This window comes from Mesorhizobium sp. P2_D1, assembly GCF_056404455.1.
On sequence record NZ_JBFUDZ010000018.1, the window covers coordinates 1 to 16,035 of the forward strand.

Below are 16,035 nucleotides of genomic sequence, written 5' to 3' on the forward strand. Positions count from 1 at the left end.
AGATGCCCGGCAGGGCAGAGGGGGGCGCGACGGAACGAGACGCTTGTCTGCTCGGTTGTGAGGCCCCTCATTTTCGGGGTTACATCGGGCAAAACTCTTCCCTATAAGGCCCTCCTAGCCTGATACCAGAATCGCGAGCACAACCGGCCGGGTCTTCCCGTCCCGGTTTTTTGTGCAAGCCGCCCGCCGAACGGAACTTATCGCCCATGCCAAGACGCACTGACATCAAGTCGATCCTGATCATCGGGGCCGGCCCCATCGTCATCGGCCAGGCCTGCGAGTTCGATTATTCCGGCACCCAGGCGTGCAAGGCGCTGAAGGAAGAGGGTTTTCGCGTCATCCTGGTCAATTCCAACCCGGCCACCATCATGACCGATCCGGAACTGGCCGACGCCACCTATATCGAACCGATCACGCCCGAAGTCGTCGCCAAGATCATCGCCAAGGAGCGGCCCGATGCGCTGCTGCCGACCATGGGCGGCCAGACTGCGCTCAACACCGCTCTGTCGCTGCGCCGCATGGGCGTGCTCGACCGCTACAATGTCGAGATGATCGGCGCCGACGCCACGGCGATCGACAAGGCCGAGGACCGCGCGCTGTTTCGCGAGGCGATGAAGAAGATCGGGCTGGAAACGCCGAAGTCGATGCTGGCCAACGCCACCGACGTCAAGAATACCGACCGCAAGACGCACGAGGCCGAGCGCGCCGCCGTCAAGGCCGAGGCCCCGGCCGATCTCGACGCCGCGCTCGACGCGCTGGAAACCCGCTGGAACCTCGGCGAAGGCGACCGCAAGCAGCGCTACATCAGCCATGGCATGGCGATCGCAGCCCAGGCGCTCGACCATGTCGGCCTGCCGGCCATCATCCGCCCGTCCTTCACCATGGGCGGCACCGGCGGCGGCATCGCCTACAACCGCGCCGAATTCTACGACATCGTCCAGTCCGGCCTCGACGCCTCGCCGACCACCGAAGTGCTGATCGAGGAAAGCGTGCTCGGCTGGAAAGAGTATGAGATGGAGGTCGTCCGCGACAAGGCGGACAATTGCATCATCGTCTGCTCGATCGAGAACATCGACCCGATGGGCGTGCATACCGGCGATTCGATCACCGTCGCCCCTGCCCTCACGCTGACCGACAAAGAATACCAGATGATGCGCAACGCCTCGATCGCGGTGCTGCGCGAGATCGGCGTCGAGACCGGCGGTTCCAACGTGCAGTTCGCCGTCAACCCGGCCGATGGCCGCCTGGTCGTCATCGAGATGAACCCGCGCGTCTCGCGCTCGTCGGCCCTGGCTTCGAAGGCGACGGGTTTCCCGATCGCCAAGATCGCGGCCAAGCTCGCCGTCGGCTACACGCTGGACGAGCTGGAGAACGACATCACCGGCGGCGCCACGCCGGCCTCGTTCGAGCCGTCGATCGACTACGTCGTCACCAAGATCCCGCGTTTCGCCTTCGAGAAATTCCCCGGCGCCGAACCGGTGCTGACCACCGCCATGAAGTCGGTCGGCGAAGTGATGGCTATCGGCCGCACTTTCCAGGAATCGCTGCAGAAGGCGCTGCGTGGTCTCGAAACCGGCCTGACAGGTTTGGACGAGATCGAGATCCCCGGCCTCGGCCATGGGACCGCGATCGCCAACCATGCCGACGATCGCAACGCCATTCGCGCAGCACTGGGCACGCCGACGCCCGACCGGCTGCGCATGGTTGCGCAGGCGATCCGCATGGGCACCTCGCTGGAAGACGTGCACGCCATGTGCAAGATCGACCCGTGGTTCCTCGAGCAGATCGCCGGCATCGTCGCCATGGAAGCCCGCATCCGCGAGCACGGCATCCCCGGGGACGCCGTCAATCTGCGCATGCTGAAGGCGATGGGCTTTTCCGACGCACGCCTGGCGTCGCTGACCAGGACCGACATCGAAGTGATCGCGAAGGTCCGCGAAAAGCTCGACGTTCATCCGGTCTACAAGCGCATCGACACCTGCGCGGCCGAGTTCGCCTCGCCCACCGCCTACATGTATTCGACCTATGAAGTGCCGTTCGCCGGCGCGCTGGCCAACGAGGCGCAGGTGTCGGCGCGCAAGAAGGTCGTCATCCTCGGCGGCGGGCCGAACCGCATCGGCCAGGGTATCGAGTTCGACTATTGCTGCTGCCACGCGGCCTTTGCGCTGCGCGACGCCGGCTATGAGGCGATTATGATCAACTGCAACCCCGAGACCGTGTCGACCGACTACGACACCTCGGACCGGCTCTATTTCGAGCCGCTGACGGCGGAAGACGTGCTGGAGATCCTGCGCGCCGAGCAGGCCTCGGGCGAACTGGTCGGCGTCATCGTCCAGTTCGGYGGCCAGACGCCGCTGAAGCTGGCGGATGCACTRGAAAAGGCCGGCATCCCGATCCTCGGCACCTCGCCCGACATGATCGATCTSGCCGAAGACCGCGACCGCTTCCAGAAGCTGCTGCACAAGCTCGGCCTGACCCAGCCGAAGAACGGTATCGCCTACTCGGTCGAGCAGGCGCGCCTCGTCGCCGGCGAGCTCGGCTTCCCGCTGGTGGTGCGCCCGTCCTATGTGCTGGGCGGCCGCGCCATGCAGATCATCCATGACGAGGGCATGCTGCAATCCTACCTGCTCGACACCGTGCCCGGCCTGGTACCGGAGGACATCAAGCAGAAATACCCCAACGACAAGACCGGACAGATCAACACGCTCCTGGGCAAGAACCCGCTGCTGTTCGACACCTATCTCTCAGGCGCCATCGAGGTCGATGTCGATTGCCTGTGCGACGGCAAGGCGACCTTCGTATCCGGCATATTGGAGCACATCGAGGAGGCCGGCATCCATTCGGGCGACAGTGCCTGCTCGCTGCCGGTGCACTCGCTGCCTTCGGAGCTGGTGGATGAGCTGGAGCGCCAGACGGCCGCACTTGCCCGCGCGCTCAATGTCGGCGGCCTGATGAACGTGCAATATGCGATCAAGGACGGCACGGTCTATGTGCTGGAGGTCAACCCGCGCGCATCCCGCACCGTGCCCTTCGTCGCCAAGACCATCGGGCGTCCGATTGCCAAGATCGCTGCCCGCATCATGGCCGGCGAGACGCTGGAAGACGCCTTCGCCCATTACGGCGCCATGCCAGACCCCAGGAATCCCGGCCACATCGCAGTCAAGGAAGCGGTGTTCCCCTTCGCCCGCTTCCCCGGCGTCGACATATTGCTCGGACCGGAAATGCGCTCGACCGGCGAGGTCATGGGCCTCGACCGCGATTTCGCGCTGGCCTTCGCCAAGAGCCAGCTGGGCGCCGGCGTCGACCTGCCACGCTCCGGCACGCTGTTCGTCTCGGTGCGCGACGAGGACAAGAAAGGCATTCTGCCGGCGGTCAAGCGCCTCGCCGGCCTCGGCTTCAAGGTGATGGCAACATCGGGCACGGCCCGCTTCCTCGCCGAAAACGGCGTCGTCGCCGAGAAGATCAACAAGGTGCTGGAAGGCCGCCCCCACATCGAAGACGCCATCCGCAACCGTCAAGTGCAGATCGTCTTCAACACGACGGATGGCCAGAAGGCGGTGTCGGACTCCAAGTCGCTCCGCCGCGCAACGCTGATGCAGAAAGTGCCGTATTACACGACGCTGTCGGGCGCCGCTGCTGTGGCGGAGGCGATTGCAGCGCTGAAGGCGGGGAGCCTCGAAGTGCGGCCGCTGCAGGAGTATTTTGCTTAGAGAGCAATTCCAGGAAAAGTGTGAAGCGGTTTTCCCGGGAAAAGCGCAAAGCGCTTTCCCTAGGGAATTGCGTCAAAACAAAGCTCTAGAGCGAAGCGGCGGCTGCCATGGCTTCGGCATCGGCGTCGTAATTCCAGACCCAGGCGCGTTCCTGCGGCTGAGCTTCAAGCTTGCGGTCGCGGTTATGCAAGTCGCCGCTAGATGCGTCATAGCGAGCACCATTCACGCGCGCCATGCGCTGGACGCCGGCAGTCCGCTCGCGCCGCAGCTGCTCGTAAATCAGCAGCGCCCGTGGGGCGGACTTGCGGTCTGCGTGGCTCAGCACGGTCGCCAAGGCAACTGCGTCTTCGATGGCCTGATTGGCTCCTTGTCCCAAATGCGGCAGCATTGGGTGGGCGGCGTCGCCCAGCAGGGTCAGGCGTCCGCGAGTCCAGGTTGCGAGCGGCTCACGATCGAACAGGCCCCACCGAAACGTCGTTTTCAGTTGGGCAATGACCGTCTCAACTATGGGGTCCCAGCCGGCGAACTCCCGAGCAAGGGCGGCGGGATCGCCCCGTGCCGACCATGACTCCTTCATCGGCTCGTCAGTCGTCACAAAGCCGACGTAGTTGATGAGCAGGCCGGCGCGCACCGGATAGACGAGAAAATGCTTGCCTGCACCAAGCCAGTTGCGCATCGCTCCCGGCGGCCACGAGACACCAGCCGCCGGGATCACCCCTCGATAGGCGACCGATCCCGAATAGAGCGGGGCGGACGGGGCAACTACGAACTGCTGAAGGGTAGAATGGATACCGTCCGCCGCGATCACGACGTCGGCCGTGGTGCGCAAACCATTGGCGAAAGTGATGACGGCCTGCTCATCGTCCTGTTCGAAGCCGATACATCTGTGGCCGGTCTTCACACTATCGGCAGGTAGCCGGTCGACGAACATTGCCAGCAAATCGGCGCGGTGCATGCCGTAGAACTCGATTTGGCTGGCAAGCGCGGGGGGCCACATCGCCGCCGCATAGGATCCATCGGCGCGACGAAACTGTGGGTCGATCCATCTGGCCCCCGAGCGGATCAGCTCGTCACCGAGGCCGAGCCGCCGAAGCATCCGGACACCGTTCGGTTGGATCACGACGCCGACGCCAACCTCGGCCAGGGCCGTAGCCTGCTCGTAGAGACGGACGTCCATGCCACGTTGAAGCAGGGCGGCAGCAGCGGCGGCGCCGCCGATGCCGCCGCCAACGACCGCCACGCGTAGCGGGCTCGTGCTCATTGCTCCGGCTTCTCAAGCATCGTCAGCCCTTGGCGGGTGCCGCCACTGCGGCCGCCCGTGAATATTGGCAGCCTAGCGCCGGCGCACAGCGCAGGCAAACGGCGATCATGTTGTAAGGGGTGCGTCGTCGCCGAGAACAAGGTGCTGGAAAGCCGCCCCAACATCGAAGACGCCATACGTAACCGTCAGGTGCTGATCGTCTTCAACACCATGGGCGGACAGAAGGCGGTGTCGGACTCCAAATCGCTGCGCCGCTCACGCCACCGCCACGCACTCGATCTCGATATCAAACTCCATCGGCCATGAGGCCACCGGCACGAAGCTGCGCGCCGGCGGGCTGACGCTGAAGTACTTGGAATAGACCCGGTTGATGGCGTTGTAGAAGCCGGAATTGACGGCGTAGATGCGCACCATCACCACATTTTCGAGTGAGGTGCCTGCTGCCTCCAGGCAATGTTTCAGCGCCTTCAGCGATGCCTCGGTCTGCGTTTCGATGTCGCCGCGCACCATCTCGCCGGTCACCATGTCCACCGGCGGCGTCGCCGAGATGAACACGAAGCCGTTGGCCTTCACCGCTGTCGAACAGGGAAGGCCGAGCGCCCGCACCTTGGCCGACATGACCGGCACTTCGATGACTTCCTTCTTCACGGCAATCCTCCCTGGGTTTGCCGGGAGCTTATCGCGCCACCGGCCGAATGCCAGAGCCGAGCGATGGTCCAGGACTGACGCCGCTCACCCCTGCCCAGATGCGGCGCGGGGAGCGCCCCTTACCTTCTCCCCCTGGGGGGAGAAGGTGGATCGGCGCGATAGCGCCGAGACGGATGAGGGGTGCTCCAGCGGAGTGAGGCGTTGGCGTTCCCTGGAACACCCCTCATCCGTCGCCTTCGGCGACACCTTCTCCCACAGGGGTAGAAGCGGGAGCTCAGCTCGGCTCAACCCACCGCCACACACTCGATCTCTATATCGAACTCCATTGGCCATGACGCCACCGGCACGAAGGTCCGCGACGGCGGGTTCTCGGGAAAATGCCTGGCATAGACGCGGTTGATGGCGTTGTAGAAGCCGGAATTGACGGCGTAGATGCGCACCATCACCACATTGTCCAGCGAGGTGCCGGCCGCTTCCAGGCAATGCTTCAGCGCCTTCAGCGACGCTTCGGTCTGCGTTTCGATGTCGCCCTTGACCAGTTTGCCGGTCGAGATATCGAGCGGCGGCGTGCCGGACACGAAGACCAGTCCGCCGGCTTTGGTCACCAGCGACAGTGGCACGCCCAGAGCACGCACGGCTGCCGACAGCACCGGCACTTCGATGATTTCTTTCTTCACGGCAATCCTCCCTGGGTTTGACGGGAGCTTATCGCGCCGCCCGGTGAACGCCAGCGCGGATGCATGGGCCAGAGCTAGCCCTGCCCCGGATACGGCCTACCGTCCTTGTGCAGGAAACGCCCGTCGGAACTTGGGCTCATCATGTCGATGTCGGAGCATGTGATGACATCGTCCGGGTTGCGCGAGCCGACCTCCAGATAGAGCACCGTGGTAGACGACCGGTTGATCAGGTGATGGCCGTTGCCGCTGTTCTTGGCGAAGGTCGCGCAGTCGCCTGCCTTGAGCAGCGTTTCGCCGCCGTCCTCGACCAGCGTCAGTTCGCCCTCCAGCACGGTGACGAACTCGTCTTCATGGCTGTGCCAGTGGCGCTGGCTGGACCAGCCGCCGGGCGGCAAGGTCATCAGATTGATCCCGAAATCGGTGAGCCCGCCCGCATCGCCCAGCCGCCGCCGCGTGCGGCCGGCACAGGGTTGATCGAAAGGCGCGGGGTAGCCGGAGCCTTTGCGGACCGGCACGGCTGACAGGTCGATCTTGGGCATGGAATGCTCTCCCGGTTTGTGCCGACATTGTAGACAAGAACCGCTTGGCACAGACAGCCTTGCCGACGTCGGCGCTGCCCCTCATTGCCCTGCCGGGCATTTCTCCCCGTGGAACGGGGAGAAAGGGGCCTGCCGCGACGTCGGCTCTCTTCCTGCAGCGCTGTCGATTGGCGAAAGCGTCGATTACAGCTCCCCTCTCCCCGTTCTACGGGGAGAGGATGCCGGCAGGCAGGTGAGGGGCGGCGCCAGCGTCCGGAAGGTGCGAACCAACCTGAAGCGATTGCCCACCGTACAGAACGAGCCCCTGCCCCCTTAGTGACAGCACGCCTCGCCATATTGCAGCTGCTCGTTCCAGTTCGGCCGGCCCTCGGGCGTGAAATCCATCAGGTTCCACAGCGGCTCGCAGGTGCCGACGCCACGCGGATCCTGGCCTGGGTCCGTTGGCGCAAAATCCAGTTCGGAACTCCAGAAATGGCGGATGCCGTCGGCGTCGCGATGGAACACCGACAGCAGCGGCGACTGTGCGCCGTCGGCCGCCTCCGCATTGTAGTCGCGCTTGAAGCCGTTGTTGGCCGAAGACACCAGCCGCATGTTGCGCCAGCCTCGGTCGCGGCCGAGCGTGACCAGGTTTTCGAGCGCGGTTTTCGCCACCACGGCGAAGTTGAAGCCGCCGGCTTCGAGATGGCCGACCGCGCCGTCGAACTGGTCGAGCAGCGCTGTGCAGGACGGGCATGGCTGGTCCGGCCGTGCGAGCTTCGCCGTGCCGCCGCTGGTCGCCACGTCGCGCGTCTCGCGCGGGTGGCGGGGAAACATCATGTTGTAGAGGATGAGCGAATCCTTGCCGGGCGCAAACAGCTCCGACAGTTTTACCGTCCCGGGCTTGCCGTCCGGTCCCAGTGCGTCGAACACATAGTCCTGCGGCACCAGCCCACCGGGCGGCAGCGCGCGGCGCGCAACCGCAACCTCTTCCATTGCGCGGCGCAGCCCGATTTCCTTCTGCAGCAGTTTTTCGCGGGCGGTGCGGTATTTGGCGGATTCGTTGGGAAAGGTGATCATGATCGGCTCCTTCGGTCGCGGCGCCGGCGTCCCGGCGCGGTTGCTCTGCGACCAAAGGACGTTTGGCGGCGATCGGTGCCGACATTTTTGCGAATGGCCGAAACGACTTTCTCGCAGCGGAACCTCCCTCTCTTCCCAGCATTCTCCCCACAGGATAAGCCAGCAGTCCGGGGGACAAAATGCACGACGACGATGGCGACGAGATCGACCTGCGCTGCCCGCAAGTGGTGGCCAACAATGCCGCCAAGGGGCTGCGGCTGCGCGGCGAATTCGGCCGTGGCGGCACCGAGATCGGCGTGGCCCGCGCCACCGAACTGAAGAACCGGGAAAAGCTCGCGCCCTCCACCATCCGCCGCATGGTCAGCTATTTCGCCCGCCACGAGGTCGACAAGCGCGGCAGGAACTACGGCAACGAGCAAAACCCGTCGGCCGGCCACATCGCCTGGCTGCTGTGGGGCGGCGACGAGGGCCGCGCCTGGGCGCTGGACCTCAAGCGGAAGATCGGCAACGCGCCGGACATCTGAGCGCTCCGCTCAGCTGTACCAATCGACCTCGAACATGCCGAGCCGATCGTAGAGCCGCACTGCGGCGGCGTTCTCTTCGGTGTTGGTCTTCAGGTCGACATAGTCAGCGCCGCGTGCGCGAAAGGTGGCGAAGGCGTGCCACATCAGCGCTTCGGCAATGCCCTTGCCGCGCGCCTCGGGATGGACGGCTAGGTCCTTGACGAAGGCGCGCGTCCAACACAGCGCCGCCGCCGCCAGCCGGCCCTTGGCGTCGATGACCAGGAAACACAGCGCCGGGTCGAATTCGGGATCGCCTGATATGCGCGGCCACCATTCGTCGAACGGGCCGTCGGCACCGTCGTCGAACACGTCGGTCAGGAGCGCATGCAGGGCCGGCGCATCGCCGGGCTCGAAGCAGCGCATCACAAAGCCTTCCGGCCAGTGCGCGGGAACCAGCGTCTCGTCGAGGATCTTGCGCAGCCGGATATCGTTCAGGGCCGGCGGCCGCGGTTCCGGCATCGCGCTCAGGCGTCGGGCTGCAGACGGCTGCGCTGGCGGTCGCGGCCGAGCCCGGTCGCCTCGAGCAGGCCCTTGCGCTTGGCGTCGAAATAATAGCCGGTCTGGTAGAGCCAGTCGGCCCGCTTGGCGTTGCCGCCGGACACCAGCCAGGCGCCACGCAGATATTTGACCGCGTATTTCAAATTGGTCTCGGCGTCGAACAGGCCCTTGGCCGGTCCGTCATAGCCCATGCCGCGCGCCGTCGCGTGCTTGATCTGCATCAGCCCCCAATGGCCATTGTTGTAGGCTTTCGGGTTGAACGTGCTCTCGCGGTTGACGACATGGCGCACCAGATCGACCGGCACCTGGTAGAGGGCGGCGTATTTCTCGATCAGACGCTCGACGTCACCACGCACGCCCGGCGCGTGCTCTTCTTCGGCAGGTGCCATCGGGAACTGGACGAGCGCAGCCGGGTTCTGCGGCACCATATAGGCGACCTGCTGGACGCCTGGCACGACCTTCCGGTCGCCCTTGGCGGTCGCGGGCATGACGAGCCCGGCGGTCGAATAGGTCTCGGCCGTCTTGACGGTCTCGCCTGCGGTCGCCGGCGGCGGCGCTTGCCAGGCATTGGCGGTCTTGATGGCGGGTACCGCCGGCGCTGCCGGGGTCGATCCGGCGAAGGCGGCGGTCGCGGCAGCCGGCTGGACGGCGGCATCGGGTGCCGGCGTGGCCGGGGCGGGCGTCAATTCAGCCGTCTGAACGGGCGCGATTCCCGATGATTCCGGCAGCACCGAAACCGTCTCCGGCAGCGGTATCGTGAAGCCGGCGTCAGCACCGGCGGCAGTCGCGGTTTCGGTCAGGGCAGGCGCGGGTTTCATCTGCGAGGTCGACGTGCAACCGCTGATGCCGGCGGCAGCCAGGATCACGCCGATCGCGATAAGAGTGTGTTTTGCTGGCAAGCCGCGCTCGGGTCCGATTTGTCGGGTTATTAAGAAATTCCTTACACCAGCGATTCACGACCGGCAATCGGGGCCCTCAGGTGGTTTTCGGGTGGCGAGACTTGAGGCCTGATGCCATATTGTTCTGGATATGTACCGGGGCGAATGCCGGATTTCGCCACTTTGCGGAAAGGAACGCATCATGGAAACGACATCTTCGATCACAGCCGGCCACGCAGTGTTAGAAACAGTGATCGGCTTCATGGGCATCGCCTGGAGCGAAAAGGGCCTGATCCGGCTCTGCCTGCCTGAACGCAGCCGCGAGGCGGTGGAACGGCGGCTGATGCGCCATGCCGGCGTTTCCGCCTCCACAACCCAGCCGCCATGGGTCGTCGACCTGATCGCCTCGATCAAGGCCTATGCAGCCGGCGAGGATGTCGACTTCACCGGCGTGCCGGTCGATCTCGACGGCATCGACGACTTCCGCCTTGCCATCTACGACGCGGCGCGAAAGCTCGGCTATGGCGAAACCACCACCTATGGCGAACTGGCCAAACGCGCCGGCCATGGCGGTCTGCCGCGCGAAACCGGTGCTGCCCTTGGCGCCAATCCGGTGCCGCTGGTCATTCCCTGCCATCGCATCCTTGCCGCCGGCGGCAAGATCGGCGGCTTCTCGGCACCCGGTGGCTCGAACACCAAGGAGAAGATGCTGGCCATGGAAGGCGTGCGCGTCGGCCCGCCGCCACCAGCGCAGGTTTCCTTCGGGTTCTGAACCATCTCTCTGTCTTGACGCAATTTCCCTAGGCAAAGCGCTACGCCCTTTCCCGGAATTGCCCTAGTCGTTGTGGAAGAAGCGCCGGCGGAAATGCCGATCATAGTCCGGCCGCTTGCAGGTATAGACCGGACAGGACCTGGTGTCGGCGCTCGGCACGTAGGCGCGTGCCCTCACCTCGCCCATGGTGCAGAACTGCTCGCTCTGGACATAGCGGTCATAGAGCGGCAGGCCCGGCACCCGCGTCGACTGGTAACGCAGGATGACGGCGCCGTGCCGCGCGATCGTCGACTGGACACGCCCGCAGCTCATACGCGTCGGATCATAGCGCGAGATCGCCTGCGCCTCGGCGGCCACCAGCGTCAGGCAGGCGGCAAGCAGAATGGTTTTCATGGTCCTCTCCCCCAAGCTCCTCCCGGATTGAACACCGCCGGGGCCCGATCCTGTTGCGACGCTCTCACGCGATTGGGGCGGCCATTGGGCGGCATCCTGATCACGGCCTTCTCACGCAGTCTTGTTTTTCGTGCGAAAGCAGCCTATATGCGTTCCATTGATATTTCGGCCGATCGATCCGGGCCTCGCGATAATCGCGTTTGCTGACGTCTATCTCCAAAATCTCGATGCACACCGGCTGGACTTCGGTCCGGTCAATCTAAAGCAAATGTGAAGGACTATCTAAATGGCAACTGGAACGGTCAAGTGGTTCAACGCCACCAAGGGCTTCGGCTTCATCCAGCCTGACGCGGGCGGCGCGGACGTATTCGTCCACATCTCCGCTGTCGAGCGTGCTGGACTGTCGACGCTGGTCGAAGGCCAGAAGATCAACTTCGAGATCGAGCAGGACCGCCGCACTGGCAAGTCGTCCGCTGGATCTCTGAGCAAGGCAGCCTGATTTTGCGAATGGCGCGCGCCGGGCGAGAGCTCGGGGCGCGCGGCAAGTCACGGATGTACTGACAGTCGCGCGAGAAGCGCGCCGGAGCGGAAAGACCCGACAGACTGGATCAGCAGATAGCTGCCAGCCCGGACCGGACGCTCCCGATCAGGCTACCGAAAATGGGAAGGCGGGATTTATCCCGCCTTTTTGTTTGTCTGGGGTTCAGACACCGACAATTGGCTAAACCGGCGATACAGCGTCCTTCTCCCCGTCCCTATACGGGGAGAAGTGCCCCGCAGGGCGATGAGGGGCAGCGCGACGCCTCAAGATTGCCTATCGCCAAACCAAGCCCAACTACGACAAAGGCTGGCGCCGCCCCTCATCTGGCTGCCGCCATCTTCTCCCCGTATAGAGACGGGGAGAAGGACGCTCCGGCCGAAGCTTTCGCCAATCTCCAAAGTTGCTCACCCCACCCAGTCCATCGGCGCGTGCCCTGGATCCGCTTCCACCCGGCCAAGCCAGTCTGTCACCGCTGGATAGGCACCAAGCTGGAAGCCGCCCTGCTCTGCCGTATGCGTATAGGCATAGAGCGCGATGTCGGCGATGCTGTAGGCACCGCCAGCGAAGAACGCATTGGTTTCCAGATGTTTGTTCATCACGCCGAGCGCCTTGTTGCCACGCTCCAGCGTCACCGCCAGCCGCTCCGGCGTCGCATCCCGGGCGCGTTCGGGAAAGGTCAGCAGCGCCTTGCGCACCGCGATATAGGGCTCGTGGCTGTATTGCTCGAAGAACAGCCATTGATAGGTCAGTCCCCGTTCGTACCTGTCCGCTGGCAGGAAGCGCGTGCCTTCGGCGAGATACAGCAGGATGGCGTTGGATTCGGCGAGCCGGCGGCCGTCGTCGAGCTCGAGCAGCGGCACCATGGCGTTCGGGTTCTTGGCGACATAGTCCGCTTTTCGCGTCTCACCCGTATGCGAACTCACCTCGACATTGGTGAAGGCGAGGCCAAGCTTGGCCATCAGCAGCCGCGGCTTGTAGCAATTGCCGCTGTCGATCATGCTGTAGAGTATCATTGCCGTGCCCCGTGCGCTGCCTATGCCGGCGCGATTATCGCAGCGGCTCCCGCCGCAACCAATGATTTGTTTTGGCACGACCATCAGCGCCGCTGATGTAAGCGTCCTTCTCCCCGTTTACGGGGAGAAGTGCCCGGCAGGGCGATGAGGGGCAGCGCGACGCATCAGGATTTTTCTCTTCGGACCTGAGCCGTCTACCGCGAGAAGTCCGCGCTGCCCCTCATCTGGCTGCCGCCATCTTCTCCCCGTATAGTGACGGGGAGAAGGACGCCCTCGCCACGGATTTCGCCAACCGCCGACGTGCCCTAGCCGAACAGCGGCACAACCTTGTTGTCCCTGCCAAGCAGCGTGTCGACGGAGAGCGGCTCTTCGTTGAAGATCGTGCCGGCCAGCGCCGGGCGGGCGAGAAGAAAACCCTGCAGCAGGTCGACGCCGCCTTCGAGCGCGACGCGCAGGTGTGTGGGCTGCTCGATGCCTTCGACCAGCACCTTGGCGCCACGGTCGTGCAAGGTCGAAACCAGCGGGCGGAAGAACCGTTCGGCGGCGGCATGGCGGCAGAACTCGGCGAACCAGGTGCCGTCGATCTTGACGATGTCGGGATGGAGCAGGCTGACCCGCTCCTCCGTCGAGTGGCCGGTGCCGAAATCGTCGATTGCGATGCGGATGCCGTCGCGCCGCATTTCGCGCACCAGTCGGATGAGAAGCGCGTCGTCGGCCGCCTGTTCGGTGATTTCGCAGACCAGCATGGCCGGCGCGAGGCCGAAATCGCCAAGATATCTGGTCATCAGCCGGATCTCGGCCAACGCCCGCCCGGGATGGTCGTTGATCAGCGGATTGTAGTTGAAAAACAGATCGAGCCCGTCGACGCCGATGTTGTGAAAATTCCTGAGGTGAAGCACCCGGCACATGGTCTCGACAAACAACCGGTCGGAAGCGGCAATGCTTTCAAAAAACACCTTCGGCGCACCGGGGCGGCCGGCACGGTGCGGCTCGATCAGGGCTTCGACCGCGACGGCGTGAAGGAAGCGGCCGCGCGGCGCGAAAATCGGCTGATAGGCGCTGCGCAGCCGGAACTCGCCATGGATGCCGTATTCGATACCGACTTCGTCGACCTGGATCGCGTTGCCGACATCGCGCCGCCGCTCGCGCTTCATGGCGCCACCTTGCGCCCGAAGGGTTTTGCTGGCCGTGTCGCGTGCGGTGAGGCCGGTTGGACAGGCGCGGCTTCAACGGCCGCGGGGGCGGCCTGCTGCGTGGATTTGCCGAAGACGCGAAAGCTTGTCGGTGCAAGTTCCGGCCGCGCCAGCACGAAACCCTGCACCATCGACGCTCCCGATTTCTCGGCGAGTTCCAGTTGCCAGCCCTCCTCGATGCCCTCGAACACCGTGCGGATGCCTTGCTGCTCGAAACTTGTCACCATGGTGGTCAGCAGCGCGAAGCCGGCGCCGGACTCCATCAGCTGCGTGATCCAGAAGGCGTCGAATTTGACGATGTCGGGCTTCAGCTCCTTGACGCGGTTGATGTCGGAATCATCGGCGCCATAATCGTCGACTGCGATGCGAAAGCCGTTGGCCCGAAGTGCTGCGACGAAACTGTGCAGGGTCTCCTGCGACGCCGACCRCTGCTCGGTCACTTCGCAGACCACGCGGCGCGGATCGATGCCGGCCTCGTGCAACACCAGCCGCATTTCGCGCAAGGCATTGTCGGCAACGGTGCGCTCGGTGAACACCGACGGGTCGAAATTGACGAAGATCAAGGCCTCCTCCGGCAAGCAGGCGCCGGCGTTCAGAAGATGCAGCGTCCTGGTCAGCGCCTCGACATGCAGGCGGTCGGCGGCCGGGCAGGTGCTGAAAAAGCTCATCGGCGATTGCGGCTCGCCGTCGCGGAACGGCCGGATCAGCCCTTCGAACGCGGCCACCGACAGCTTGCCTTCGTTGAAGGCGAAGATCGGCTGGAAGGCGCTTTGCAGCGTGTAGATGCCCCAGACACCGGTCGAGGTGCCGTCGTCCTGACGGATAATGTGGGCAAGCCCGATGCTGCGCGACACGGTTCCTCGCTCCGCGAACTGGCGGTCAAACTGTGATCCTGTCACGCAAGCCTCTACCGCCCGTTAATGAATTTATCGTTGCCGATCACGGGTCCTTGAGGCCTGGATCAGCCGACAATGCTTGCACTGCGCGAAATCATGCGACATGAGAAGCGCCGCGGCCGCTCCCGGCCCGCGCCGACCTTGTTTGGAGATATCCGGTCATGGCCTTTCTCGCCGACGCCCTTTCCCGCGTAAAGCCCTCCGCGACCATTGCGGTGACGCAGAAAGCGCGCGAGCTGAAAAATGCCGGCCGTGACATTATCGGCCTCGGCGCTGGCGAGCCGGACTTCGATACGCCCGACAACATCAAGAATGCGGCGATCGAGGCAATCCGCCGTGGCGAAACCAAATATCCGCCGGTGTCGGGCATCGTGCCGCTGCGCGAGGCGATCGCGAAGAAGTTCAAGCGCGAAAACAATCTCGACTACAAGCCCGAGCAGACCATTGTCGGCACCGGCGGCAAGCAGATCCTGTTCAACGCCTTCATGGCGACACTGAACCCCGGTGACGAGGTCATCATACCGCGCCCCTACTGGGTCAGTTATCCTGAGATGGTGGCGATCTGCGGCGGCACCTCCGTGTTTGCCGACACCTCGATCGACAACGGCTTCAAGCTGACCGCCGCGGTACTGGAAAAGGCGATCACGCCACGCACCAAATGGCTGCTGATGAACTCGCCGTCGAACCCGTCGGGCGCCGCCTATACCGAGGCGGAACTGCGCGCGCTGGCCGACGTGCTGTTGAAGCATCCGCATGTCTGGACGCTGACCGATGACATGTACGAGCACCTGACCTATGGCGACTTCGTCTTCAAGACCATCGCCGAAGTCGAGCCGAAGCTCTACGAGCGCACGCTGACCATGAACGGCGTGTCGAAAGCCTATGCCATGACCGGCTGGCGCATCGGCTATGCCGCAGGTCCTGTGGCGCTGATCAAGGCGATGGACATGATCCAGGGCCAGCAGACCTCGGGCGCCTGCACCATCGCGCAATGGGCATCGGTCGAGGCGCTCAACGGCCCGCAGGACTTCATCGCCAGGAACAAGGCGATCTTCCAGGGCCGGCGCGATCTCGTCGTGTCGATGCTCAACCAGGCGCGCGGCATAAGCTGCCCGTCGCCGGAAGGCGCCTTCTACGTCTATCCGTCCTGCGCCCAGCTGATCGGCAAGAAGACCAAAGCCGGCAAGGTGATCGACACCGACGAAACTTTCTGCTCGGAACTGCTCGAGGCCGAGGGGGTCGCGGTCGTGTTCGGCTCGGCCTTCGGCCTCGGCCCCAACTTCCGCATCTCCTACGCCACTTCGGAGACGCTGCTTGAGGAAGCCTGCACACGCATCCAGCGCTTCACGGCATCGCTGACCTGATAAGGCCAGTCTTGGAATTAAAACCCGGCTTCA

Annotated in this window: 16 protein-coding genes; 5 read left to right on the top strand and 11 right to left on the bottom strand. The window is 64.3% G+C overall.

All coding sequences use genetic code 11. The annotated features are described in order from the left end of the window. Window positions 1–206 precede the first annotated feature (206 nt). A complete protein-coding gene (gene carB / locus AC1D0I_RS15165) occupies window positions 207–3,710 on the top strand; it encodes a carbamoyl-phosphate synthase large subunit (protein ID WP_477396056.1) in 3,504 nt (1,167 codons plus the stop codon). Between the two features lie 85 nt (window positions 3,711–3,795). Here the strand turns inward: carB and AC1D0I_RS15170 are convergent, their stop codons facing one another. The 5 genes from AC1D0I_RS15170 to AC1D0I_RS15190 all read right to left on the bottom strand — a co-directional run bounded on the left by AC1D0I_RS15170 (window position 3,796) and on the right by AC1D0I_RS15190 (window position 7,891). Beyond that, a complete protein-coding gene (locus AC1D0I_RS15170; RefSeq protein WP_477396058.1) occupies window positions 3,796–4,971 on the bottom strand; it encodes an FAD-dependent monooxygenase in 1,176 nt (391 codons plus the stop codon). Between the two features lie 255 nt (window positions 4,972–5,226). After that, window positions 5,227–5,619, bottom strand: coding sequence for a Rid family hydrolase (locus AC1D0I_RS15175; RefSeq protein WP_477396060.1), 393 nt, complete (start codon window positions 5,617–5,619; stop codon window positions 5,227–5,229). A gap of 284 nt (window positions 5,620–5,903) precedes the next feature. Then, on the bottom strand, window positions 5,904–6,296 hold the full coding sequence (locus AC1D0I_RS15180) for a RidA family protein (protein ID WP_477396062.1): 393 nt from the start codon (window positions 6,294–6,296) through the stop codon (window positions 5,904–5,906). A gap of 74 nt (window positions 6,297–6,370) precedes the next feature. Further along, on the bottom strand, window positions 6,371–6,835 hold the full coding sequence (locus AC1D0I_RS15185; protein WP_477396064.1) for a cupin domain-containing protein: 465 nt from the start codon (window positions 6,833–6,835) through the stop codon (window positions 6,371–6,373). Between the two features lie 312 nt (window positions 6,836–7,147). Beyond that, window positions 7,148–7,891 carry a DUF899 family protein gene (locus AC1D0I_RS15190; protein ID WP_477396066.1) on the bottom strand — a complete coding sequence of 248 codons (744 nt, stop codon included), beginning with the start codon at window positions 7,889–7,891 and terminating at the stop codon, window positions 7,148–7,150. A 179-nt stretch (window positions 7,892–8,070) separates the two neighbouring features. Here AC1D0I_RS15190 and AC1D0I_RS15195 point away from each other — a divergent pair, with 179 nt between their 5' ends. Beyond that, entirely contained in the window at window positions 8,071–8,415 is a 345-nt protein-coding gene (locus AC1D0I_RS15195) for a hypothetical protein (protein ID WP_477396068.1), read from the top strand. Between the two features lie 9 nt (window positions 8,416–8,424). On the opposite strand, the gene AC1D0I_RS15200 is transcribed toward AC1D0I_RS15195, so the two are convergent. Together AC1D0I_RS15200 and AC1D0I_RS15205 are read right to left on the bottom strand one after the other, a co-directional pair. Further along, the gene (locus tag AC1D0I_RS15200) at window positions 8,425–8,913 is read right to left on the bottom strand and encodes a GNAT family N-acetyltransferase (protein ID WP_095090942.1); all 489 of its coding nucleotides are present in this window, start codon (window positions 8,911–8,913) and stop codon (window positions 8,425–8,427) included. A 5-nt stretch (window positions 8,914–8,918) separates the two neighbouring features. After that, the gene (locus AC1D0I_RS15205) at window positions 8,919–9,851 is read right to left on the bottom strand and encodes a transglycosylase SLT domain-containing protein (RefSeq protein WP_477396070.1); all 933 of its coding nucleotides are present in this window, start codon (window positions 9,849–9,851) and stop codon (window positions 8,919–8,921) included. A gap of 181 nt (window positions 9,852–10,032) precedes the next feature. Between AC1D0I_RS15205 and AC1D0I_RS15210 the strand changes: the two genes are divergently transcribed. Next, window positions 10,033–10,602, top strand: a complete 570-nt coding sequence (locus tag AC1D0I_RS15210) for a methylated-DNA--[protein]-cysteine S-methyltransferase (protein ID WP_477300475.1) — start codon at window positions 10,033–10,035, stop codon at window positions 10,600–10,602. 63 nt (window positions 10,603–10,665) lie between these two features. Here AC1D0I_RS15210 and AC1D0I_RS15215 read toward each other — a convergent pair whose 3' ends face one another. Further along, window positions 10,666–10,995, bottom strand: coding sequence for a hypothetical protein (locus AC1D0I_RS15215; RefSeq protein WP_477300473.1), 330 nt, complete (start codon window positions 10,993–10,995; stop codon window positions 10,666–10,668). A gap of 286 nt (window positions 10,996–11,281) precedes the next feature. Here AC1D0I_RS15215 and AC1D0I_RS15220 point away from each other — a divergent pair, with 286 nt between their 5' ends. Next, window positions 11,282–11,494: a cold-shock protein gene (locus AC1D0I_RS15220; protein ID WP_010910991.1), complete on the top strand. Its 213-nt coding sequence runs from the start codon at window positions 11,282–11,284 to the stop codon at window positions 11,492–11,494. Window positions 11,495–11,940: 446 nt separating this feature from the next. Here AC1D0I_RS15220 and AC1D0I_RS15225 read toward each other — a convergent pair whose 3' ends face one another. The 3 genes from AC1D0I_RS15225 to AC1D0I_RS15235 form a co-directional block, all read right to left on the bottom strand. Beyond that, a complete protein-coding gene (locus tag AC1D0I_RS15225) occupies window positions 11,941–12,549 on the bottom strand; it encodes a glutathione S-transferase family protein (protein ID WP_477396072.1) in 609 nt (202 codons plus the stop codon). 305 nt (window positions 12,550–12,854) lie between these two features. After that, a complete protein-coding gene (locus AC1D0I_RS15230) occupies window positions 12,855–13,703 on the bottom strand; it encodes an EAL domain-containing protein (protein ID WP_477396074.1) in 849 nt (282 codons plus the stop codon). Beyond that, the gene (locus AC1D0I_RS15235; RefSeq protein WP_477396076.1) at window positions 13,700–14,596 is read right to left on the bottom strand and encodes an EAL domain-containing protein; all 897 of its coding nucleotides are present in this window, start codon (window positions 14,594–14,596) and stop codon (window positions 13,700–13,702) included. The genes AC1D0I_RS15230 and AC1D0I_RS15235 overlap by 4 nt, the downstream gene beginning before the upstream one ends. A gap of 203 nt (window positions 14,597–14,799) precedes the next feature. On the opposite strand from AC1D0I_RS15235, the gene AC1D0I_RS15240 reads away from it, so the two are divergent. Further along, window positions 14,800–16,002, top strand: coding sequence for a pyridoxal phosphate-dependent aminotransferase (locus tag AC1D0I_RS15240; RefSeq protein ID WP_477396078.1), 1,203 nt, complete (start codon window positions 14,800–14,802; stop codon window positions 16,000–16,002). Window positions 16,003–16,035 lie beyond the last annotated feature (33 nt).